Raw genomic sequence first — 21,503 nt, 5'->3', positions numbered from 1 at the left:
GCAGATGACGCTAATGACCAAAACCGGACACCACAAGATTTTCAGCGTCTTTTCAGCAAGATGAAATGTTCGTTCTGAGACTTTTCGGGTCGAGGGTTTGTGAAGGTGAAGGAACTTTCTCCTGCCCTGCACGCACCTGACTGGGTCATCACGTGTCCTGCGATGACTTTGCCGACATCGGCGTCTACTGCTGACACCAACGACGGCGCAGCGTGCCCGCGGCGTGCCTGCCCATCGCGCCTGCCCATCGCGTCGGACGCGCTGTCTACTTTGCCTGCGGGAGGCGCGCCGGCCGGATCCGCTGACCTTTGACCGGCTCGCCGCGTGCAACTGGCTGGTCATCGGCCACATAACCGGAGAACTGTGCCGGGAGCGCTTCGCCGACACCGAACACGGGCCCGGCCTGCAGCTGGTAGTGCAGGTGCGGCTCGGAGGAGTTGCCGCTGTTGCCGCAGTCACCGAGGTGCGCGCCACTGCGGACAGCCTGTCCCTGCGCCACACGCACACTGCCCTGGCGCAGGTGCGCCAGCACCGAGTATTCCTCGTTGCCGTGGTCGAGGATGACGCGGTTGCCGGTGAGCTGGGCGGCATTCATCTGGCCCGGCACGTTGTCGGCGACACCCTCGATCACCTCCACCACCGTGCCGTCGGCGGGCGCGAGGATCGGGCGACCGAAGCAGTAGTAATCATCGTTGCGCAGGCCATCGCCACGGTGCGAGCGGCCATCGCGGACCACCAGCAGATCCAGCGCGAAGCGCTGGCCGGCATGGGCCGCATGGTAGTTCTGTTCGACACTGCGCCCGCCCCAGAACACGAAGTACTCATCGTCGAACGGCAGTTGCAGCCGTGTGCGGGTCTGGTAGTCGAGGAACCCGCTCGCTGCGGCCTGCGGCGGCGTGGTCTTTAGCGGGCGGATGTAGAAGCCGCCAATCCGCCCGTCGGCATCGATGGCCCACAGCACCTGGATCAGGTCCGGGCTCCTGGCGAAGCGCGCCTGCCGCAGATAGGTGTCGAATCCATCAACCTTCTCGACCTTCTCACTGACCAGCTCGGTTTCTGCGCCCCAGCCCGCCAGCACCTGCTCGCGCAGCGCCACCAGGTTCTGCGGGGACTGCAGCCCCGCCTGCATCTGCGGCGTCATCCGTTCCCACAGTGCGTCGATGTGCCCTTCGTAGAACTGCGTGGTCAGCGCAGCTCCCTGTTGGCGCGGATCTGCAGCCGCAGCCGCGCCGATGAGGGCAGAGAAGGAAACAACCAGAACTGCAAACAGGCGCGGGAGCAATGTCATGTCAGGCGTCCTTTCGATCCGGATCGGGAATGCCGGCAACGATCGCCGCCAGCTGCGTGCGGTACTCGGCCAGGGCAGTGCGGCCCATCGGCGTCAACTGCAGGGTGGTTAATGGGCGCTTGCCGCGGAACGACTTGTCGATGGCGACCAGTCCAGCAGCCTCCAGCTTGCTCAGATGGCTGGACAGGTTGCCCTTGCTCAACCCGCTGAGATGTTCGACAAAACCGAACTCGGCGGATTCGGCACCTGCCAGGATCGACAGGATCAGCAGGCGTGCCGGCTCGTGGATCAAGCGGTCGAGCTGGAGCAGCGCTCTGGAGTCAGGCAGCTGGGTCATTCGGCGTTCGTCCGCGCCGCCATGAACGCGCGCATCTCTACCTGCAGCCGGTGGAAGCGCTGGTGGTCACGCCAGCCGACCACGATCAGTGCGATGGATGCCAGCGGGAACACCGCCGTGCTCGGGCCGAAGCCATACGTCTGCCCGGTGAAGGCCAGCGCGGCCTGGCACAACAGGAACACGCCCACGATGAACTCCAGCGGTGTACGCAGCCAGCGCCACACCACCCAGGGCAGCAGCGCTACCACGGCCAGGTAACCGATGGCGCGCAGGTCCCAGGGCAGCTCGCCCATCGGCGCCAGCCGGGTCAGCACGCTGCCGATCACCAGCACGCTTACCAGCGCGGTGAAGGCAATGAAGAAGCGCTGGAAATTGCGCTCGACCGGCGTGACCTGCTCCTCGACCTGGCCCAGCCGCTGGTAGTAACGGCGTGCCAGCCATTGCTTGCCGACGATCCACAGCACCGGCACGGCAATCAGCACGATGCGCAGCGCCAGGGTGGTCGGCAGCAGCGCGCCGGCAAGGAACGAGGCCAGGCAGGCAATGCCGCCTGCCATCGCCGACAGGCCCCCGGCACTTCGCGAGTACCGCGAATATTCACGGGTCAGCGCCTGCAGGCGCGAGGAAGGATCAATGACGGACGGCTGCTGCATGACACGCTCCATCGGGGTCGCTTGAATTTAGTTTGCAGTGCAAACCTATTTGCGTCAATCGCCCGTCTGCTGCCGTCGACGGGCGGGCCCACAACGCAGAAAGCCCGTCACTGGAACGGGCTTTCAAGAAGAGCCGCCGGGCATGGCCCGGCGCTACCGGTTCAACGCGGGCGATCAGCCCAGCTTGACCAGCCAGTTGTGGCGGTCCGGCAGGCGGCCGTACTGGATGTCGGTCAATTCCTTGCGCAGCGACATGGTCACTTCGCCGGCCGGTGCGTTGATGTCGCCCACCGAGAAGCCTTCGCCCTTCAGCTGGCCGATCGGGGTGACCACCGCCGCGGTGCCGCAGGCGAACACTTCGGTGATCTCGCCGGAGGCAACGCCGTCCTTCCACTCGTCGATGCTGACCTTGCGCTCTTCGACCTTCATGCCGCGGTCGCGGGCCAGCTGCAGGATGCTCTCGCGGGTGATGCCTTCGAGGATGCTGCCCGACAGCTGCGGGGTAACCAGCGTGCCGTCCTTGTAGACCAGGAACACGTTCATGCCACCCAGTTCTTCCAGGTACTTGCCCTCGACCGGGTCGAGGAACAGCACCTGCGAGCAGCCCTGTGCCTGTGCCTTCTGCTGCGGCAGCAGCGAGGCGGCGTAGTTGCCACCGCACTTGGCGGCACCGGTGCCACCCTTGGCCGCACGTGCGTACTCGGTCGACAGCCAGATCGACACCGGGGCGACGCCCTTGGCGAAGTACGGGCCGGCCGGGCTGGCGATCACGTAGTAGCCGGCCTTGTGCGCGCCGCGCACGCCGAGGAAAGCTTCGTCGCCGATCATGAACGGACGGAAGTACAGGCTCGACTCATCGGCCGACGGCACCCAGGCGCTGTCGACGGCGATCAGCTGCTTCAGCGATTCGACGAAGATCTCCACCGGCAGTTCCGGCAGCGCCAGGCGCTGCGCCGAACGCTGCAGGCGACGGCCGTTGGCATCCGGGCGGAAGGTCCAGATCGAACCGTCGGCATGGCGGTAGGCCTTGATGCCCTCGAAGATTTCCTGGCCGTAGTGCAGCACGGCCGCAGCCGGATCCAGCTGCAACGGGCCGTAGGCACGCACGTTGGCGTTGTGCCAGCCGGCATCCTTGTCCCAGCGCACTTCCACCATGTGATCGGTGAAGTGCAGGCCGAAGCCCGGCTTCTCCAGGATCTTGGCGCGCTCTTCAGCGCTGCGCGGGTGGTCCGAACGGGTGACGGCGAAGCTGGGGATGGACTGGGACACCGGAGGATTCCTGTTCTGGTTGCGGGTAGTGCCGGGCCCGCGTCACTGCGGGCCCTGGGTCAAAGCATGCCGGTCTCGAGCCGGGCCGCCTCGGACATCATGTGCTGGTTCCACGGCGGGTCGAACACCAGGTCGACGTCGGCCTCGGCCACCGTCGGGATCATTTCAAGCTTGCTGCGCACGTCGTCGACCAGAATGTCGCCCATCCCACAGCCCGGTGCGGTCAGGGTCATCTTCACGTCGATCTCGCGCTGGCCTTCGTCCAGGTGCTTGATCTCGACCTCGTAGACCAGGCCCAGTTCGACGATGTTCACCGGAATTTCGGGGTCGAAGCAGGTGCGCAGCTGCTGCCACACCAGCTGTTCCACCTGTTCATCAGTGGCGTCGGCCGGCAGTTCCAGCGGTGCCGGTGCCTCCTTGCCGATGGCGTCGCCGTCCTTGCCGGCGATGCGGAACAGGTTGCCCTCGACGAACACCGAATAACTGCCGCCCAGCGCCTGGGTGATGTACCCATAGCTGCCGGCGGGCAGGGTCACGGTGTCGCCCTGCGGGACCATCACGGCCTCGCAATCGCGTTCGAAGTGGACAGGTTCGCTGCTACGGGAATACATGGGGACCGATATGGGGCCGTGGCCAAGGCCACGCAAGACGGCATTCTAGCCCAGCCGCCCTGCCGCCGCCGGTGCACTGCGGCAAACCACAGTATCCTGTGGGTGATCTTCAGGGAGCTTCGATGTCCTCCAATGCCGCGCGTGCCAGGACCGTGACCTGGCTCTGGCCCATCATGCTGTTGCTGGGTCTGCTTGTTGCTCCCCTCGCCTGGATGATGCTGGCGTTGATGACCGGCCGGCAGGTCGGCTGGATGGCGGTACTGACCGCCCTGGAACTGGTGTTCATGCTGCGCATGGGCACGCTGGGCCCGGGCCGGCTGCGCATCGCCCTGGTCGTGCTGGGCACCGTGCTGGTGGCGGCCGTGGCCAATTGGGCCATCGCCAGCGCGTGGATGGGCGGCTCGATCGGGCTGGACCTGTGGGACGCCACCCTGCGGATGGGCCCGCACCTGGCCTGGACCCTGATCACCCTCGCCAATGGCGCGATGGAATGGCTTTGGCTGGCACTGGGCGTGGCCGTGGGCGCCTGGCTGGCGCGCTGACCCACCGGCAGGTAGTGCCGGCCGCTGGCCGGCAGAAGCGTGCGGACCAAGGTCCGCACCTACCCGATGCAACCACCACGCATGGATTCGGTAGTGCCGGCCGTTGGCCGGCAGAAGCGTGCGGACCAAGGTCCGCACCTACCCGATGCAACCACCACGCGTGGATTCGGTAGTGCCGGGCGCAGCCGCCATGCGTGGATGGGGGTAGTGCCGGCCGCTGGCCGGCAAATGCGTGCGGACCAAGGTCCGCACCTACCCGATGCAGCCGCCGCTCAATGCCCGCCGTCGAGCGCCTTCAGTTCGCTCACCAGCGAGGCCGCCGCTTCCGCACCGTCGCCATACAGCATGCGGGTGTTGTCGGCGTAGAACAGCGCATTCTCGATGCCGGCAAAACCGGTGCCCTTGCCGCGCTTGATCACCACCACGTTGCGCGCGTTGACCACATCCAGCACCGGCATGCCGTAGATCGGGCTGGCCGGGTCGGTACGTGCCACCGGATTGACCACGTCGTTGGCACCGATCACCAGCACCACATCGGTGTTGGCAAATTCCGGGTTGATGTCGTCCATGTCGGCGATCAGGTCGTAGGGCACACCCGCTTCGGCCAGCAGCACGTTCATGTGCCCAGGCATGCGCCCAGCCACCGGGTGGATCGCGAACTTCACCTTCACCCCGCGCTGGCCCAACCGCTGCGCCAGCTCCCAGATCTTGTGCTGGGCCTGCGCCACCGCCATGCCATAACCGGGCACGATCACCACGCGTTCGGCGTAGGCCATCATCGCCGCGACGTCCGACGCTTCAATCGGCTTCTGCGCGCCAGTGATCGCCTGCGCTTCGCCGCCGGCGCCGCCGCCGAAGTTGGAGAACAACACGTTGCGGATCGGCCGGTTCATCGCCTTGGCCATCAGCCGGGTCAGCAGGATGCCCGCCGCGCCGACCATCATGCCGGCGATGATCAGCGCCTCGTTGCCCAGCACATAGCCTTCGAACGACACCGCCAGGCCGGTGAACGCGTTGTACAGCGAGATCACCACCGGCATGTCGGCGCCACCGATCGGCAGCGTCATCAGCACGCCCAGTGCCAGTGCCAGCACGAAGAACGCGACGATCGCCCAGGTGTTGAGCGTGCTGGCCGCGATGATCGCCAGCACCACCACCGCCAGTGCCACCAGCAGGTTCATCACCTGCTGGCCCGGCCAGGTCACCCGCTTGTCCAGGCGGCCATCGAGCTTGGCCCAGGCAATCACCGAGCCGGACAGCGACACCGCACCGATGGCCGCGCCGACCACCGCCAGCAGCAGCACCATGCCCGACGGCTGGCGCGCGGCCAGGTCGGCCAACGCCTGCGCACTCCAGTGGCTGGTATCACGGTTGGCGAGGAACGCGTAGCGCAGCAGTTCCACTGCACCGATGGCCGCGGCCGAGCCGCCGCCCATGCCGTTGTACAGCGCCACCATCTGCGGCATGTCGGTGATGGCAACCTTGCCGGCCGACCACCAGGCCAGACCCGCGCCCAGCAGCAGCGCCACCAGGATCAGCGGCACGTTATGCAGTTCGGGCAGGAAGAACGTCGCCACCGTGGCCAGCAGCATGCCCAGCCCGGCCCAGCGGATGCCGCTGCGCGCGGTCAGCGGCGAGGCCATGCGCTGCAGGCCCAGCAGGAACAGCGTGGCGGCGACGAGGTAGCTGGCCTTGACCAGCCAATCGAGCAGTTCGACGGTGCTGATGTTCAAGCCTGCGGGCTCCTTCGGCTCGTCCTTGCCGCCCTTGGGCGCGCTCGGCTTGAACATTTCCAGCATGCGCGCGGTGACCACGTAGCCACCGGCGGCGTTGCCGGCACCAAGCACCACGGCGAGGAAGCCCAGAGCTTTCTCCAGCGGTGTCTGCGCGTGCCCCAGCACCACCATTGCACCGATCAGCACGATGCCGTGGATGAAGTTGGAGCCCGACATCAGCGGGGTATGCAGGATCACCGGCACCCGCGAAATGATCACGTGGCCGGCGATGGCTGCCAGCATGAAGATGTACAGCGCTACGAACCCGTCACTCACCGGCAACGCTCCTGCTCTGTCTTCGTCGTCCCATCATAACCATGGGCTGAACCCGGTGCGCGCCCGGCGTCAACCGAAGCCGCGCTCACGCGTTGTCGATGGTGACCCCGAGCGAGGAACCGTACCCTGTGCTGGTGAGCAGCCCCGCCCCCCCGAGCGCCGAGACCGATGCCCTGCCGGCGTCGCTGGAGGCGTTCCTGGCCAGTGTTGGCCCGCGCGCTGTTCCGCTTCGCCGAGGCCGGCCTGCGCCAGCGCGAAGACGCCATGGACGCGGTGCAGGACGCGCTGCTGCGCATGCTGGACTACGCCGACAAGCCGGCAGCCGAATGGGCGCCGCTGTTCTGGAGCATCCTGCGCCGGCGCGTGATCGACGTGCAGCGCCGGCGCCGCTTCCGACTGCCGTTCTGGCGCGACAACCAGGACGCCGACGGCGGCGAGATCGACTGGGCCGACCCCGGCCCGGACCCGGCACAGGCGCACGAACAGCGCCAGCAGTACCAACAGCTGGTGGACGCGTTGCGCCGCCTGCCCGCCCGCCAGCGCGAGGCCTTCACCCTGCGCGTGCTGCAGGACCTGGACGGGGCCACCACCGCCCGCGCCATGGGCTGCAGCGAAGGCGCGGTAAAAACCCATCTGGCACGCGCCCGCCAGGCGCTGCAGGATTATCTGGAGACCCACCCGTGAACCGCTCCCTGCCTTCCGATGACACCCTGCGCAGCCTGCACGCGCAGTCGCTGCACGCGCTGTCGCCGGCAACGCTGGCCCGGCTGCGCCAGGCTCGCCACGGCGCCACGGCCGCCCATCGCGGGCGCTGGCGCTGGTGGCTGGCCAGTGCCTGTTCACTGGTGGTGGCACTGGGTATCGGCCTGCAGTTCACCGGCCACGGCACCCTGACGGGCCCTGCGCCGGCACCTGTGCTTGCCTCGGCGGAAGACAACAGCGCGCTCTACGACGAAAATCCCGATCTGTACCTGTGGCTGGGCGATACCGACCTGGCGATGGAGTGAATCATGTCCCGACTGCACACCCTGCCCCTGCTGATGACCCTGTTGCTGCTGCCGGCCTTCCCGGCACTGGCGCAGAGCGCCGCGCCCGCCCCTGCCGCACGCCCTGCGCCGGCCGCACCGCTGCCGGCGTGGGAACACCTGAGCGAAGCGCAGCGCGAATCCCTGCTGGCGCCGCTGCGCGACCGCTGGAACAGCGCCGATGCCGGCCAGCGCCAGCGCATGCTTTCGCATGGCCAGCGCTGGCAATCGATGAGCCCGGAGGAGCGCGACAAGGCCCGCCGTGGCCTGCGCCGCTTCGAGCACATGAACCCGGAACAGCGTGAGCAGGCCCGGGCCCTGTTCGGTCAGATGCGGGAACTGCCGCCCGCGCAGCGCGACGCACTGCGCGAGCGCTGGTCGCAGATGACGCCGGAACAACGCAAGGACTGGGTGCGCGACAACCCGCCGCCGGCGAAGCCGCGGTAACGCCGGCATCCGCAGGGTGGGTGCGGACCCTGGTCCGCACGCTGGGCCGTTCCTCCACGCATGGCGTGGATCTACCGGGAAGGCAACCGGCGCTACCGGCTCACGCCTGCCAGCGTGTCTTCGCCAGCAACTCGTCGTCCCAGTCGAAACTGAGCTCCCCTTCGCGCACGAACAAGGCGACGAAGTTGAGCAGGTTGCGCGCGTACATCTCGCTGGCCTGGGTCGCGCCGCGGCTGGCCAGGCCAAGCGGGCCATCGATGGTCACGCCCTGATGTTCGATGCACTGCCCCGGCTGGGTCAGTGCGCAGTTGCCGCCGCTCTCTGCCGCCAGATCGACAATGACGCTGCCGGTGGCCATGCCTTCCACCATCGCGGCAGTCACGATCGTCGGCGCCGGTCGCCCCGGTACCGCTGCCGTGCAGATCACCACATCCACGCTGCGCAGGTGGTCGGCCAGCCGGCGCTGCTGCTCGGCGCGTTCCTCATCGGTCAACGCACGCGCATAGCCGCCTTCACCGGCTGCACTCACACCAAGATCAAGGAAGCGCGCGCCCAGCGACTGGATCTGCTCGCGGGTTTCCGGGCGCACGTCGAAACCTTCCACCTGTGCACCGAGACGACGCGCGGTGGCGATGGCCTGCAGACCGGCCACACCGGCACCGATCACCAGCACCTTGGCCGGGCGCACGGTACCGGCGGCGGTGGTCAGCATCGGGAAGAAACGCGGCGCACGCTCGGCCGCGATCAGTGCCGCCTTGTAACCGGCCATGCCGGCCTGCGAGCTGAGTACATCCATCGCCTGCGCGCGGGTGGTGCGCGGCAGCTGCTGCAGTGGGAACAGGTGCAGGCGGTCGCCAGCGGCCAATGCCGCAAGCGCCGGATCGCTGGCCGGGGTCAGCAGGCCGACCACGCTGGCAGTGGGCTTGAGCTGCTCCAGCACCGCCACCGGCGGTGCCTGCACGCACAGCAGGATATCGATCTCGGCCCAGCGACCTACATCGAACACACGTGCACCGGCGTCGTCATAGGCAGCATCGGTAAATCCCGCCGCCAGACCGGCGCCGGCCTCATACCAGACAGTGATGCCCAAGGCACCGAGCTTGCGCGCGGTTTCCGGCGTCAACGCCACGCGCCGTTCGCCCGGCGCGGTCTCCTTGATCCCCAGCAACGCCACGGCCATGCAGGTCCCCGCTGATCGGTGAGTTTTCCCGATCCTAGCAGGCGGCCACGGCTCAGTGCAGTGTTGCGCTGCCCGGGTCCAGCCGATCGATCACACCCTGCATCGCGCTGTCGAAGGCGCCATCGTCGACGTGGGCGCGCAGGCGGCCCAGCCGCACCATCACTGCCAGTTCTTCCGGCGAGGCCACGCAGAAGCGCACGCCGCGGCGGTTGACGAACAGCAGGCGCGAGGAAATCGGGCTGACCCAGGACAGCTTGCCGGCCTGCACCTTGCCGTCCTTGTCGACGAAGTCCAGCCAGTTGCCGATTTCCATGCGTCGGAAGCGGTCGGCGTCGGCGTTGTCGAAATCGTCGGCGTCGATCTGCCCGCCGAGCTCCACCGCTGGCGACTCAGCCACCGGCGGCGCCGGCAAGGCGACCTGCGGCAGCTCCGGCAGCGCGCTGCAGTTCCGGTCGCGATTCCGCAATGCCCTGCAGGGTGTCGTGCAGGGCGTCGATGGCACCGGTGGCGGCATCGCCGTGCACGCCGACACTGGCAAATACCTTGGCCAGCACCGGCTGCCAGGCCTGCAGCCACGGCTTGCCGACGATCTGGCGGCGGGCCTCGGCCACTTCCTCCAGCAGGCCGTCAGCCAGGCTCAGTGCCTCGGCCACCGACGCGCCCTCCTCGCCCTCGCGCAGCAGCGCCAGGGTCAGGTGGTGCTGCCATGGCTGGCGCAGGAACTCGGCGATGGCCGGCGGCAGGGTGGCATCGCCGATGCGGCGATCCAGTTCGGCACCCGCCCGGCTGCGGGCCATTTCCAGCTTCTCCTGGCCGCGCTGCGTTTCGGCGGCGCGGCGCTCGGCGATTTCCACGCGGCGGCGGTGCTGCACGAGGAACTCGCGGAATTCTTCTTCCAGGGTCAGGAAGATCGCCAGGTTCTCGTTGAACTCAGCCACCAGGCGCTCGATGATTTCCTCGACCTTGGCCATCAGCATGCGCTCGGCCTGGCTTTCGCCGGTATTGCCCTCGCAGGCTTCGGCCAGCGAGTTGAGCAGCTTGCGGGCCGGGTGGGTCTTCTGCACGAACATGCGGCGGTCGAGCATCGCCACCTTGACGAAGGGCACCACCAGGCGGCCGATCAACTCGCGCGAACGGCCCTCCAGCTCGCGTTCGTCCAGCATCACGTCGAACAGCATGCCAACCAGATCGATCGCATCTTCGTCCTGCGGGTCCAGCCGGGTCTGGCCAGGATCGACGCCGAGACGGGTGGCGCTGGACAGCACTTCACTCTTCAGCCGCTGCGCCAGTGATTCGCCGTCCTCGCCGATGGCCGCACGCAGGGTGGCGCTGGGCGTGGCCTGCAGCAGCGACAGCACCGACATCATCTCGCGCTGGCTCAACGGGCGGTGCTGGCCAACCGCGACCTGCGCTGCCGAGGTGGCGTCCTCGCGAACGTGACGGGTCTGCTGCAGCAGCTCATGCAGGGCCTCCAGCAGCATTCCCTGCTGGCCGGCATACGCCTCGCCGTTGCCGGCATCCTCGCTCCCGAGGTGCTGCTGCATGTGGCCACGGCGCTCGGACCAGCGCGCAGCGAAGCGCTGTGCCCAGGCCGGCGCGGCCTGTTCATCATCGCTGAATTCGGATTCGAAGCCCGCCGCGTGGCGCGGCTCGACCAGATCGTCCGACCCGGGCGCCATGCGCGGGTCGGGCGCGGCCGACAATGGACGCCGCGGCGCCCCCATCTGCGACATCACGCCAGCGGCGGCCAGCTGCTCGTCCAGCTTCTCGTAGATGCGGCCCACCGGCGCGCGCAGGTCGCGCTCACACAGCTTGATCAGCACCAGGTGCACTTCCGGCGCCAGTTCGCAGCCGGCAAAGGCCTCATGGATGGCCACGCCCAGATGTTCGGGGCTGACCGGGTTGTGATCGGCATCCAGCTCGGCGCCGCCGATCAGGCGGCCGAGGCGGCGGTCCAGCCGCGCCAGCACCGGCTTGAAGTCACGCAGCAGCACCGTGGCGAAATTGCGCACCGCCAGCCGCGATTCCAGTACATGTTCAGCCAGCAGGCTCAGGCCATCCTCGGCCGGCCCGGACAGGGTGGCTTCGGCCGACAACGGCTCGCCACTGGCCAGTGCATCCCAGGCCCGCTGCAGGTGGCCGGCGAAGGCGGCGGCGATGTCCTCACGGCGACGGCGCAGCTCGCGCATCGCATCCAGGAACAGCAGCTGCGACGAGCCAGCATTGCCGGCGCGGTCGAACAGTGCATCGTCGAAACGCGCCAGTGCGGCCCCGAACGCCTGGCACAGCGCCGGCAGGACCATGTCCCGGGCACGCTGAAGCTGGACCGGGTCACGGCCCGGCGATCCCATCGGTGTGGGCGCGCTCATCATTCGGGAAGGCTCCCCACCTTCTCTGGTACGACAGACAGCATGGACATCGCGACGGCCGGCACACCCCATGTGCCGGTACGTCGATGGTAGGCCGGCCAGCCCGTCACGGACAGTGAAACAGTCCTCACTTCAAACCTCATGACCGGCGGCCCGGCAAGATAGATATCGTAAGCCGTGCGAGGCCCACGAGGCGAGAGGAAGCGGTCGTCCCTTTCCCGCCAGTGGCATGATGTTCATCACAGTTTGATATTCAGGGGCGGGACGCGACACAGACGGCGTCATTGACCACCCCGACTATAATCAAACACCCGTGATGACCGGTTCAGACTCCATGCCCGACCCCGCTGCCCTGCTTGCCCTGGATGCCCGCCGCTCGGTGCCCTCGCGGCAACTGGGCGAGCCCGGACCGGATCCAGCCACCCTGCAGCGCATGCTGGCCTCGGCCGTGCGCGTGCCCGACCACGGCAAGCGCGTACCGTTCCGCTTCCTGAAGATCGCCGGCGATGCACGTCACACTCTGGGCGACTTCCTGGCCGAGCGCAGCCGCCAGCGCGACCCGCATGCGGGCGAGGCAGTATTCGAGAAGGACCGCCAGCGTTTCAGCCATGCGCCGCTGGTGATCGTGGTGGTGGCCAGCCCGCGGCCAGACCCGAAGGTGCCCGAGCAGGAACAGCTGATGACCGCCGGCTGCGTCTGCTTCGCCCTGCTGCAGGCCGCGCAGGCGCTGGGCTTCGGCGCGCAGTGGCTGACCGCCTGGATGGCCTTCGATCCGGCGGTACAGGCCCACCTGGGCCTGGTCGAAGGCGAACGCATCGCCGGCTTCATCCACATCGGTACACCCAAGGCCGATGTACCTGAGCGCGAGCGCCCCGATCCGGCGGCCCTGCTGCGCGACTGGACGCCACCGGCATGAGCCTGCCGGCTCCGCCGCCATCGCTGTATCTGGTCGACGCCAGCATCTACGTGTTCCGCGCCTGGCACTCGCTGCCGGACCAGTTCCAGGACGCGCAGGGCTGGCCGACCAACGCCGTGCACGGCTTCGCCCGCTTCCTGCTCGATCTGCTCGAACGCGAGCGCCCGCGGCACATCGCCATCGCCTTCGACGAAGCACTCGACAGCGGCTTCCGCCACCGGCTGTATCCGGCCTACAAGGCCAACCGGGACCCGGCGCCGGAAGCGCTCAAGCGCCAGTTCGTACACTGCAAGGCGCTGTGCGCGGCGTTGGGCCTTGCGGTGCTTGCCCACCACGAATACGAAGCCGATGACCTGATCGGCAGCGCCCTGCACGTGCACCGTGGCAGCCACCGCGGGGTGATCATCTCCGCCGACAAGGACCTGTCGCAGCTGCTGCTGGATCACGACGAGCAGTGGGACTACGCACGCAACCAGCGTTGGGACGTAGCCGGAGTGAAGGCGCGGCACGGCGTGCACGCGCACCAGATCGCCGATTACCTGGCACTGTGCGGCGATGCGGTGGACAACATTCCCGGTGTCAGTGGTGTCGGCAGCAAGTCCGCCGCCGTGCTGCTGGCCCACTTCGGCAGCATGGATGCGCTGTACGAACGCCTGGACGAAGTGCCGTTCCTGCGCCTGCGCGGCGCGGCACAGATGGCGGTGCGCCTGCGCGAACAGCGCGAGCACGCCCAGCTCTGGCGCCAGCTGACCACCATCGCGCTGGACGCGCCGCTGGACGGCAGCCAGCCCGGGCTGCTGCGCCAGGCGGCCGACCCGGAGCTGCTCGGTGGCCTGTGCCAGACCCTGCGCTTCGGCCCGATGACCCGCCGCCGGCTGTTCGATGCCGCCGGCGTGGCCGACCCTCTTCCCACCCACAGCGAGCCCGCATGAGCCAGCGCAATACCGAAGCCCCGCGCGTCGTCTACGAAGGCAAGTACCAGCGCATGCTGGTGCGCGGCACCTGGGAATACAGCGAACGCACCCATGCTGGTGGCCTTGCCGCGATCATCATCGCCGTCACCCCGGAGGACAAGGTGCTGTTCGTCGAACAGTTCCGCGTACCGCTGCAGGCACCCACCATCGAGATGCCGGCCGGCCTGGTCGGCGACATCGACGCCGGCGAATCGATTGAAGTCTCGGCCGTGCGCGAGCTGGAAGAAGAAACCGGCTGGACCGCCGATCACGCCGAAGTGTTGATGATCGGCCCGACCTCCTCCGGTGCCAGCAGCGAAAAGATCGCCTTCGTACGCGCCACCGGCCTGCGCCGGATCGGCGAAGGTGGCGGTGATGACAGCGAGGACATCACCGTGCACGAGATTCCGCGTGCACAGGCGGCGGCGTGGCTGGTGCAGAAGATGGGCGAAGGCTACGAGCTGGACGCCAAGCTGTGGGCCGGCCTGTGGATGATCGAGCACCACCTGGACGGGCGCCCGCGTGGCTGACGCCGACCTGCACGCACTGCCGCCGCTGCTGGACGCCGACGACCCGGCGATCTACACCCTCCATCGGCCGCAGGGCGCTTCGCCGTACCTGCTGCTGGCTGACCACGCCGGCCAGCAGGTGCCGCGTGCTCTGGGCAGGCTTGGCTTGGCACAGACCGAACTCGGCCGCCACATCGGCTGGGACATCGGCATTGCCGGCACCACCCGCGCACTGGCCGAACGGCTGGATGCCTGGGCGATCGAACAGACCTATTCGCGGCTGCTGATCGACTGCAACCGCCCGCTGGCCTCGCCGACGCTGATTCCGGAAGTGAGCGACCACACCGTGGTCCCGGGCAATGCCGGGCTGTCGGTGGCGCAGCGGCAACAGCGCATCGATGCGATCCACGCGCCGTACCACGCGCGCATCGACGCCGAACTGGACGCACGCCGCGATGCCGGTCGCCCCACCCTGCTGGTGATGATGCACAGCTTCACCCCGGCGATGAACGGCATGCAGCGGCCGTGGCATGCCGGCGTGCTGTACCACCAGGACACGCGCTTTGCGCATGCACTGCTGCAGGCACTGCGCGACGAAGGCGACCTGGTGGTGGGTGACAACGAACCGTATTCGGTCAGCAGCACCAGCGACTACGCGGTGCCGGTGCATGGCGAGGGCCGCGGTCTGGTGCACGTGGAACTGGAGATCCGCCAGGACCTGATCGCCGATGCCGCCGGGCAGCAGGCATGGGCGGAGCGGCTGGCGCGGATCTTCAGCGCGCTGCAACCGCAGTTGCTGGCCGCCGGGTGATTTACCCAGGCTTGGTAGTGCCGGCCGCTGGCCGGCAACTGCAATGATCCAACGAACCTGAGGTTGCCGGCCAGCGGCCGGCACTACCGCAATACGGGCGCATCCATCCACGGGAACGGCTTGAACCCGTGCACCTGCACGGTCGCACCGGTGGCGTCGAAGTCATCCTTGGGAGCGGCTGGCGCGGATCTTCAGCGCGTTGCAACCGCAGTTGCTGGCCGCCGGGTGATTTACCCAGGCTTGGTAGTGCCGGCCGCTGGCCGGCAACTGCAATGATCCAACGAACCTGAGGTTGCCGGCCAGCGGCCGGCACTACCGCAATACGGGCGCATCCATCCACGGGAACGGCTTGAACCCGTGCACCTGCACGGTCGCACCGATCGCTTCGAGATCATCCTTGATCGCCTGCGCGCGGCGACGATCCAGCGCTTCACCCAGCACCAGCGGCAACGCACGGCAGCGCGCCAACGCCTCGCCCACCGGCATCTCCAGCAGGCGCGCCACGCGCTGCGCTGCGGCTTTGATCTGCCCCTCCGAGCACGCCTTCAGCGTCAGATCGAAGGAAGCGAAGATGCCTGCGCCCAGCCCTGCCTCGCGCGCCTCCGCTTGTTCCTCAGCACCCGCTTCGCCCAGGGCCTCGTCGATACCTTCGACCTGCTGGAATGCGTCGTACTCGGTGTAGTACGCCAGCGCCTGCGCGTAGTCCTGCAGCGACGACAGCGGGCGTTGCCGCTTCTGCACATCCAGCACGTCGGCAAACATGGCCGGCTCCAGATACGGGAACAGCCCCATCGCTGCCGAAGCGGCCGATCGCTCGCCGTCGTCATCCAGCGCTTCATCACTGGATGACGGCAACCACAACCGCGCAGCCAGCAGGTCCTCGTTGCTGGCCATCACCCAGCCGAAGGCGTTCCACACCTCATCGTCATCGTTGCAGGCAGCGAAGGCATGCAGGGTCTGTTGCAGGTCCAGCAGTTCGATCATGCGTCGGTGCTCAGGCAGGCAGTCGCTGCCGAGTCTACCGGCGCCGGGCGCAGGCCCAGCGCGATCACCACGCCGAGCGCGGCGAACAGCGCGGCGCCGTACTGTGCATTGACCATGCCCTGCAACGCATCAGGGCTGGTTGCCGCCTGCGTGCCGCGCGGCGTTGGCGACCATCACCAGTACCGCCAATCCCAAGGCGCCGCCGATCTGCTGGGCGGTGGCCGCCATGCCGGACGCGACGCCTTGCTGCGGACCCGGCACGCCCTGCCCGGCCACGATCCACATCGCCGTCCAGCTCATGCCCTGGCCGATGCTGAGCACCACGATGCCCGGCAACAGCGGCCAGTAGCTGGCGCCATGCGGCATCGCCAACGCAACCGCGGCGATGCCGACGGCACCTGCGGCGAAGCCCCAGGCCAGCACCTGCCGTGGCGAACGGCGCCGCAGCATGCGTTCGGCAATCCGGATGCCGAAGGTGCACACCAATGTCGGCAGCAGGAAGGCCATACCGGCCTGCAGCGGGCTCCAGCCATAGCCATCCTGGAAGTAAAGCGCCAGGAAGTAGTACTGCACGCCATAGCTGCTCATGAAAGCGAAGGTCAGACCCAGCGCGGCGCGGAGGCCGGGCAGGCGCAACAGCGAAAACTGCATCAGCGGGTCACGGCTGCGCTTTTCGATCTGTACGAACACCGTCAACAATACGGCTGAAAGCAGCAGGCAGATGAGCGTAGCCGGCGCCGTCCAGCCCCACTCCGGCCCTTGCACCAGGGTGGTGACCAGCAGGCTGCCGCCAGCGGTGACAGTGAGACAACCGGCCAGATCGAAGGAACGGCCCTGCACGCGTGGACCATCGGCCGGCAGCCATGTACCGGCCGCGACCGCGCACGCCGTGGCCAGCGGCACGATCACCGCGAGCACCGCCGGCCAGCCGAACGCCTGGGTCAGCACGCCACCGAGCAGCGTGCCCAGCGCCAGGCCGACCGCGCTGGCCATGCTCCAGATCGCCAGCGCACGATTGCGTACCGGGCCTTCGGCGTACAGCGTGTTGATCAGCGCCAGCGTGGCCGGGAACAGCAGCGCCGCCCCGACGCCTTGTGCGGCGCGCGATGATCAACAGCGTGGCGTTCGGCGCCAGCGCACCGAGCAGCGAGGCCAGCGCGAACAGCAGCATGCCCAGCCGGTAGAAGCGGCGGCGGCCGATCAGGTCGGCGGCGCGCCCGCCGAGCAGCAGGCTGCCGCCGAAGGCCACGGTGTAGGCACTGACCACCCATTGCAGCTGCTGCGCGTTGATCTGCAGCGCGCGGCCCATGTCATGCAGGGCAACGAAGATGATGGTGGCATCCAGGGCGATGATCAGCTGGGCGGTGGCCAGCAGGGTCAGCGCCCAGCGCGGGTATTTGAGGGGAGGCATCGGCGGTCTGGCGCGGTGGGGGAGCGCAGTCTCATTGATGCGAGCCAATCAATAAACCCCTCCCCGACCATATCTGTCATGATTTTCGGCATGAATGGAGCCTCGATGGACCTCAATGCGGTGCGCATGCTGGTGCAGGTGGCCGAAGCCCGCAGTTTCACCGTGGCCGCCGGCCAGCTCGGCCTGAGCCAATCCGGCCTGTCGCGCGATCGGGCGGCTGGAAGTGTCGCTGGGGGTGAAGCTGCTGCAGCGGAACACCCGCAATGTGGCGCTGACCCCGGATGGCCGCCAGTTCGTGGAACAGGTGGCACCACTGCTGGCCGGCCTGGACGATGCCGAACGGCAACTGGCCGACCGCCCGTGCACGCCCTCGGGCACGTTGAAGATCAGTGCGCCGTCGATGTTCGGGCGCAAGGTGCTGGTGCCGATGCTGGCGCCGTTGCTGCAACAGCATCCGCAGCTGCAGGTGGAAGCGGTGCTCAGCGACCGTCTGGTCGATCTGGTCGAGGAAGGCTTCGATGCCGCGCTGCGCACCGGCGTCATCGCCGACCAGCGCATCGTCGCGCGGCCATTGCGGCCGCTGCGCTGGGTGACGGTGGCCAGCCCCGCCTATCTGGCCCGCTGTGGCGCACCGGACGATGTGGCCGCGCTGCAGGACCATGCCTGCCTGGCGGTGCGCAACCTGCGCAGTGGCCGGCTGGTGGACTGGCAGTTCCTGCAGGACGGGCAACTGCGCGAGTTCACGCCGCCGACGCGGATGGTGTTCGACAGCGGCGATCCGCTGGTGGAAGCGGCCATCGCCGGTATCGGCATCGTGCAGGTGATGGATTTCGCCGTGGCCGATGCGTTGGCCGATGGCCGCCTGCAGCGCGTGCTGCAGCCGTTTGAAGGCCGCAGCCGTGCACTGTCACTGATCTATCCGCCCTCGCGCCAGCACTCGCCGAAGCTGCAGGTGCTGGCCGACGCGCTGCTGGCCGGGGAGTGGTAGCGCCCGCCGCTGGCCGGCGCCTCCAGGAATCCAACCGTCTCAGGTTTGCCGGCCAGCGGCCGGCACTACCGCAGCCAGGCGTGGCCTGGCTCTACTGATCAGTGCACCGAACCCGGTCTGGAGCAGAGCCCCCTTGTTGTTCAAGGGGGCGCGCCGACAGGCGCGGGGATAAGGTGGAATGCGTGGATAGTTTTGCCTCAAGCAAAACTGTCGGTGGCGCGCACCAGCGCGTCCACGTTCTCGGCTTCGAACGCCGAGTGACCCGACGCCGGCGTGATTTCCAGCTTCGCCTTCGGCCACACCTTGGTCAGGTCCCAGGCGTTGGCCAGCGGGCAGACCACGTCGTAGCGGCCGTGCACGATCACGCCGGGAATGTCAGCGATGCGGTGTGCGTCGCGCAGCAGCTGGTCTTCCACTTCGAAGAAGCCGCCGTTGACGAAGTAATGGTTCTCGATGCGGGCAAAGGCCAGCGCGAAGTGCGGGTCTTCGTGGCTGTTGATGAAGTCATCATCGACGTGCAGGAAGCTGGTCGCGCCTTCCCACACCGCCCACGCCTTGGCCGCTTCCAGGCGGGTGGTTTCGTCGTCGCTGGTCAGGCGGCGGTGGAAGGCCGAGATCAGGTCATGACGCTCCACCGAAGGAATCGGCTTGAGGTAATGCTCCCACGCATCCGGGAACAGGCGGTTGGCGCCTTCCTGGTAGAACCATTCCAGCTCCCAGCGACGCAGCATGAAGATGCCGCGCAGGACCAGTTCGGTCACGCGCTGCGGGTGGGTCTCGGCATAGGCCAGCGCCAGGGTCGACCCCCAGCTGCCGCCGAACACCTGCCAGCGATCCACCTTCAGGTGCTCGCGCAGCTTCTCGATATCGGCGACGAGGTCCCAGGTGGTGTTGTCCACCAGGTCCGCGTGCGGGGTGGAACGGCCGGCACCGCGCTGGTCGAACAGGATGATGCGGTACTTGGACGGGTCGTGGAACTGGCGCATCTTGTCGCTGCAGCCGCCGCCCGGGCCACCGTGCAGCATCACCACCGGCTTGCCGTCCGGGTTGCCGCACTGTTCGAAGTACAGCGTGTGGCGGTCGTCGACCTTCAGGGTGCCGACGTCGTAGGGGGTGATGGCGGGGTACAGCGTACGCATGCTTGCAGCTCCAGGGTGATGCCCTGCCGGGGCAGGAGAACCTCCATTCTAGGCCGGACGCCGGCCCAGGGTGATGCGGTCGCGCTGCTCCAGATCCTGCACGGTCTGCACCTCGGCAAACCCCGCCGCGTCGAACAGCGCGCGGATCGCCACGCCCTGGTCCCAACCGTGCTCGATCAGCAGCCAACCGCCGGGCAGCAGGTGGGCCTGGCCACCGTCGACGATGCGGCGGATGTCGTCCAGGCCATCCGGACCCGAGGCCAGTGCGGTGGCCGGCTCGAAGCGCAGGTCACCCCGCTCCAGATGCGGATCGTCGCTGGCGATGTACGGCGGGTTGCTGGCAATCAGATCAAAACGCGCGCCCTGCAGCGGTGCATACCAGTCGTGCCCGCCTTCAGCGAAGCGGACGTTGCGCAGATCATGGCGGGCGGCATTGCGCGCGGCCACGGCCAGCGCGCCCGGGCTGGCGTCGGTGGCCAGCACCTGCGCCTGCGGCCGTTCGCTGGCCAGTGCCAGTGCAATCGCACCGCTGCCGGTGCCCAGGTCGGCCAGCTGCAGCGACTGGTCTGGCGGCAGGCGCCCCAGCGCCAGCTCGACCAGCAGCTCGGTTTCCGGGCGCGGGATCAGCGTGGTTGGATCGACTTCCAGGTCCAGCGTCCAGAAACCGCGGCGGCCGGTCAGGTAGGCCACCGGCTCACCGGCCACGCGGCGGGCCAGCAACGCTTCGAAGGCGGCCAGGTCGGCGGCGGCCAGCGGATCGGTGGCATGCGCGAACAGCCAGCTGCGCGGGCGGTCCAGCACGTGCAGCAGCAGCAGTTCGGCCTCGTGGCGGGCCTCGACGCCGCCGAGGCGGGCACTGGCCTCGGCCACGACCTGGCGCAGGGAAGGTTCGGGTTGGAAAGGCATTCCGTAATTGTAGAGCCGAGCCCATGCTCGGCTGCTTCTGGCGCAGTCGAGCTACACATCCACAGGTCCGCAGTCGAGCATGACTCGACTCTACAAAAGGCTGCAATCCGTTCAGGTTCTGCCCGAGCGGATAAGGAGGGACTATTGGCCCTGTTCAGCCGTTCCGGAAGATTTTCCTTGTCACACAGGCAGTTGCAGGATGAAAGCGTCCGGGTTCAGTGCCTGCTCAGTGCATTTTGATAGACTACATCTATCAAATAGATGCAATCAATGGATTGTTCTTATCGCCAGCGAGTCGGTAACCTAGCTCCTGTCGATTCACCCACTCCCCTTCACCAGAGGAAAAACGATGTCCCTGATCAACACCCAGATCCAGCCGTTCGAAGCCAACGCTTACCACAATGGCGAGTTCATCAAGGTTTCCGACGCCAGCCTGAAGGGCCAGTGGTCCGTCCTGATCTTCATGCCGGCCGCCTTCACCTTCAACTGCCCGACCGAGATCGAAGACGCGGCTGACCATTACGCCGAGTTCAAGAAGGCTGGCGCCGAGGTCTACATCGTCACCACCGATACCCACTTCTCGCACAAGGTGTGGCACGAAACCTCGCCGGCCGTCGGCAAGGCCCAGTTCCCGCTGGTCGGCGACCCGACCCACCAGCTGACCAACGCCTTCGGCGTGCACATTCCGGAAGAAGGCCTGGCCCTGCGCGGCACCTTCATCATCAACCCGGAAGGCGTGATCAAGACCCTGGAGATCCACTCCAACGAGATCGCCCGTGACGTCTCCGAAACCCTGCGCAAGCTGAAGGCTGCCCAGTTCACCGCCGCCAACCCGAACCAGGTGTGCCCGGCCAAGTGGAAGGAAGGCGAGAAGACCCTGACCCCGTCGCTGGACCTGGTCGGCAAGATCTAAAGCAGTACCGGCCTGCCGTGGCCCCACGCCACGGCGCGCCTTTCATCCCCGTGCCGGTCCCCCCGCCGGCGTGGGGGTGAACCCAAGACAGCCAACGCTCGCCCGCCTTGGCCAGCCAGCCCCTTCCACGGTCGCTGTCTTGGGTTCACCCCTACCCCCTGCTGGTCCGCTACCTTCTACAGCGGTGCCACGCCCCCTGTT

The 21,503-nt window shown here is 67.7% G+C and carries 18 protein-coding genes and 4 pseudogenes; 10 read left to right on the top strand and 12 right to left on the bottom strand.

What is annotated here, in order from left to right:
- Positions 1-265 precede the first annotated feature (265 nt).
- The 5 genes from ACZK2V_RS04155 to sufT all read right to left on the bottom strand — a co-directional run bounded on the left by ACZK2V_RS04155 (position 266) and on the right by sufT (position 4,158).
- Positions 266-1,288, bottom strand: coding sequence for a M23 family metallopeptidase (locus tag ACZK2V_RS04155; RefSeq protein WP_486322942.1), 1,023 nt, complete (start codon positions 1,286-1,288; stop codon positions 266-268).
- A gap of 1 nt (position 1,289) precedes the next feature.
- A complete protein-coding gene (locus tag ACZK2V_RS04150; RefSeq protein WP_012510131.1) occupies positions 1,290-1,625 on the bottom strand; it encodes a transcriptional regulator in 336 nt (111 codons plus the stop codon).
- Positions 1,622-2,278, bottom strand: a complete 657-nt coding sequence (locus ACZK2V_RS04145; protein ID WP_049463522.1) for a hypothetical protein — start codon at positions 2,276-2,278, stop codon at positions 1,622-1,624. The genes ACZK2V_RS04150 and ACZK2V_RS04145 overlap by 4 nt, the downstream gene beginning before the upstream one ends.
- Positions 2,279-2,452: 174 nt before the next feature.
- Positions 2,453-3,547: a branched-chain amino acid aminotransferase gene (locus ACZK2V_RS04140; protein ID WP_486322941.1), complete on the bottom strand. Its 1,095-nt coding sequence runs from the start codon at positions 3,545-3,547 to the stop codon at positions 2,453-2,455.
- Positions 3,548-3,606: 59 nt separating this feature from the next.
- A complete protein-coding gene (sufT, locus tag ACZK2V_RS04135; protein WP_012479222.1) occupies positions 3,607-4,158 on the bottom strand; it encodes a putative Fe-S cluster assembly protein SufT in 552 nt (183 codons plus the stop codon).
- A 122-nt stretch (positions 4,159-4,280) separates the two neighbouring features.
- Between sufT and ACZK2V_RS04130 the strand changes: the two genes are divergently transcribed.
- A complete protein-coding gene (locus tag ACZK2V_RS04130; RefSeq protein ID WP_100437932.1) occupies positions 4,281-4,700 on the top strand; it encodes a hypothetical protein in 420 nt (139 codons plus the stop codon).
- 272 nt (positions 4,701-4,972) lie between these two features.
- Here ACZK2V_RS04130 and ACZK2V_RS04125 read toward each other — a convergent pair whose 3' ends face one another.
- Positions 4,973-6,751: an NAD(P)(+) transhydrogenase (Re/Si-specific) subunit beta gene (locus ACZK2V_RS04125; RefSeq protein ID WP_486322940.1), complete on the bottom strand. Its 1,779-nt coding sequence runs from the start codon at positions 6,749-6,751 to the stop codon at positions 4,973-4,975.
- 98 nt (positions 6,752-6,849) lie between these two features.
- Here ACZK2V_RS04125 and ACZK2V_RS04120 point away from each other — a divergent pair.
- The 3 genes and pseudogenes from ACZK2V_RS04120 (at position 6,850) to ACZK2V_RS04110 (ending at position 8,223) form a co-directional block, all read left to right on the top strand.
- Positions 6,850-7,435, top strand: a pseudogene (locus tag ACZK2V_RS04120) (RNA polymerase sigma factor).
- Complete coding sequence (locus tag ACZK2V_RS04115; RefSeq protein WP_032130086.1) at positions 7,432-7,758, top strand: hypothetical protein; 327 nt, start codon at positions 7,432-7,434, stop codon at positions 7,756-7,758. The pseudogene ACZK2V_RS04120 and the gene ACZK2V_RS04115 overlap by 4 nt, the downstream one beginning before the upstream one ends.
- Positions 7,759-7,761: 3 nt before the next feature.
- On the top strand, positions 7,762-8,223 hold the full coding sequence (locus tag ACZK2V_RS04110; RefSeq protein ID WP_486322939.1) for a DUF3106 domain-containing protein: 462 nt from the start codon (positions 7,762-7,764) through the stop codon (positions 8,221-8,223).
- Between the two features lie 100 nt (positions 8,224-8,323).
- Here the strand turns inward: ACZK2V_RS04110 and ACZK2V_RS04105 are convergent, their stop codons facing one another.
- Both ACZK2V_RS04105 and ACZK2V_RS04100 read right to left on the bottom strand, forming a co-directional pair.
- Positions 8,324-9,403 (bottom strand): NAD(P) transhydrogenase subunit alpha, encoded by a 1,080-nt coding sequence (locus ACZK2V_RS04105; RefSeq protein WP_032130088.1) that lies wholly within the window; start codon positions 9,401-9,403, stop codon positions 8,324-8,326.
- Between the two features lie 52 nt (positions 9,404-9,455).
- A pseudogene (locus ACZK2V_RS04100) lies at positions 9,456-11,775 on the bottom strand (DUF1631 domain-containing protein).
- Positions 11,776-12,106: 331 nt separating this feature from the next.
- Between ACZK2V_RS04100 and ACZK2V_RS04095 the strand changes: the two are divergent.
- From ACZK2V_RS04095 to ACZK2V_RS04080, 4 genes are read left to right on the top strand one after another with little or no spacing between them, the layout of a single operon-like run.
- Complete coding sequence (locus tag ACZK2V_RS04095; protein WP_049399990.1) at positions 12,107-12,688, top strand: nitroreductase family protein; 582 nt, start codon at positions 12,107-12,109, stop codon at positions 12,686-12,688.
- On the top strand, positions 12,685-13,620 hold the full coding sequence (locus ACZK2V_RS04090; RefSeq protein WP_486322938.1) for a 5'-3' exonuclease: 936 nt from the start codon (positions 12,685-12,687) through the stop codon (positions 13,618-13,620). Before ACZK2V_RS04095 ends, ACZK2V_RS04090 begins: the two co-directional genes overlap by 4 nt.
- Entirely contained in the window at positions 13,617-14,171 is a 555-nt protein-coding gene (locus ACZK2V_RS04085; RefSeq protein ID WP_075675308.1) for an NUDIX hydrolase, read from the top strand. Before ACZK2V_RS04090 ends, ACZK2V_RS04085 begins: the two co-directional genes overlap by 4 nt.
- A complete protein-coding gene (locus ACZK2V_RS04080) occupies positions 14,164-14,961 on the top strand; it encodes an N-formylglutamate amidohydrolase (protein ID WP_189720597.1) in 798 nt (265 codons plus the stop codon). The genes ACZK2V_RS04085 and ACZK2V_RS04080 overlap by 8 nt, the downstream gene beginning before the upstream one ends.
- A gap of 312 nt (positions 14,962-15,273) precedes the next feature.
- Here ACZK2V_RS04080 and ACZK2V_RS04075 read toward each other — a convergent pair whose 3' ends face one another.
- Both ACZK2V_RS04075 and ACZK2V_RS04070 read right to left on the bottom strand, forming a co-directional pair.
- The gene (locus ACZK2V_RS04075) at positions 15,274-15,945 is read right to left on the bottom strand and encodes a hypothetical protein (RefSeq protein WP_189720596.1); all 672 of its coding nucleotides are present in this window, start codon (positions 15,943-15,945) and stop codon (positions 15,274-15,276) included.
- A pseudogene (locus tag ACZK2V_RS04070) lies at positions 15,942-17,356 on the bottom strand (MFS transporter). The gene ACZK2V_RS04075 and the pseudogene ACZK2V_RS04070 overlap by 4 nt, the downstream one beginning before the upstream one ends.
- 105 nt (positions 17,357-17,461) lie before the next feature.
- On the opposite strand from ACZK2V_RS04070, the pseudogene ACZK2V_RS04065 reads away from it, so the two are divergent.
- A pseudogene (locus ACZK2V_RS04065) lies at positions 17,462-18,344 on the top strand (LysR family transcriptional regulator).
- Between the two features lie 197 nt (positions 18,345-18,541).
- Here the strand turns inward: ACZK2V_RS04065 and pip are convergent.
- Positions 18,542-19,483 (bottom strand): prolyl aminopeptidase, encoded by a 942-nt coding sequence (pip, locus tag ACZK2V_RS04060; protein WP_014646006.1) that lies wholly within the window; start codon positions 19,481-19,483, stop codon positions 18,542-18,544.
- Positions 19,484-19,531: 48 nt separating this feature from the next.
- Positions 19,532-20,389, bottom strand: a complete 858-nt coding sequence (gene prmC, locus ACZK2V_RS04055; RefSeq protein ID WP_486322937.1) for a peptide chain release factor N(5)-glutamine methyltransferase — start codon at positions 20,387-20,389, stop codon at positions 19,532-19,534.
- A 349-nt stretch (positions 20,390-20,738) separates the two neighbouring features.
- Here prmC and ahpC point away from each other — a divergent pair, with 349 nt between their 5' ends.
- A complete protein-coding gene (gene ahpC, locus ACZK2V_RS04050; protein ID WP_005408159.1) occupies positions 20,739-21,302 on the top strand; it encodes an alkyl hydroperoxide reductase subunit C in 564 nt (187 codons plus the stop codon).
- Positions 21,303-21,503 lie beyond the last annotated feature (201 nt).

Source organism: Stenotrophomonas sp. 93052_Sma, from assembly GCF_056481145.1.
This window is presented reverse-complemented; position numbering and strand designations above follow the sequence as displayed.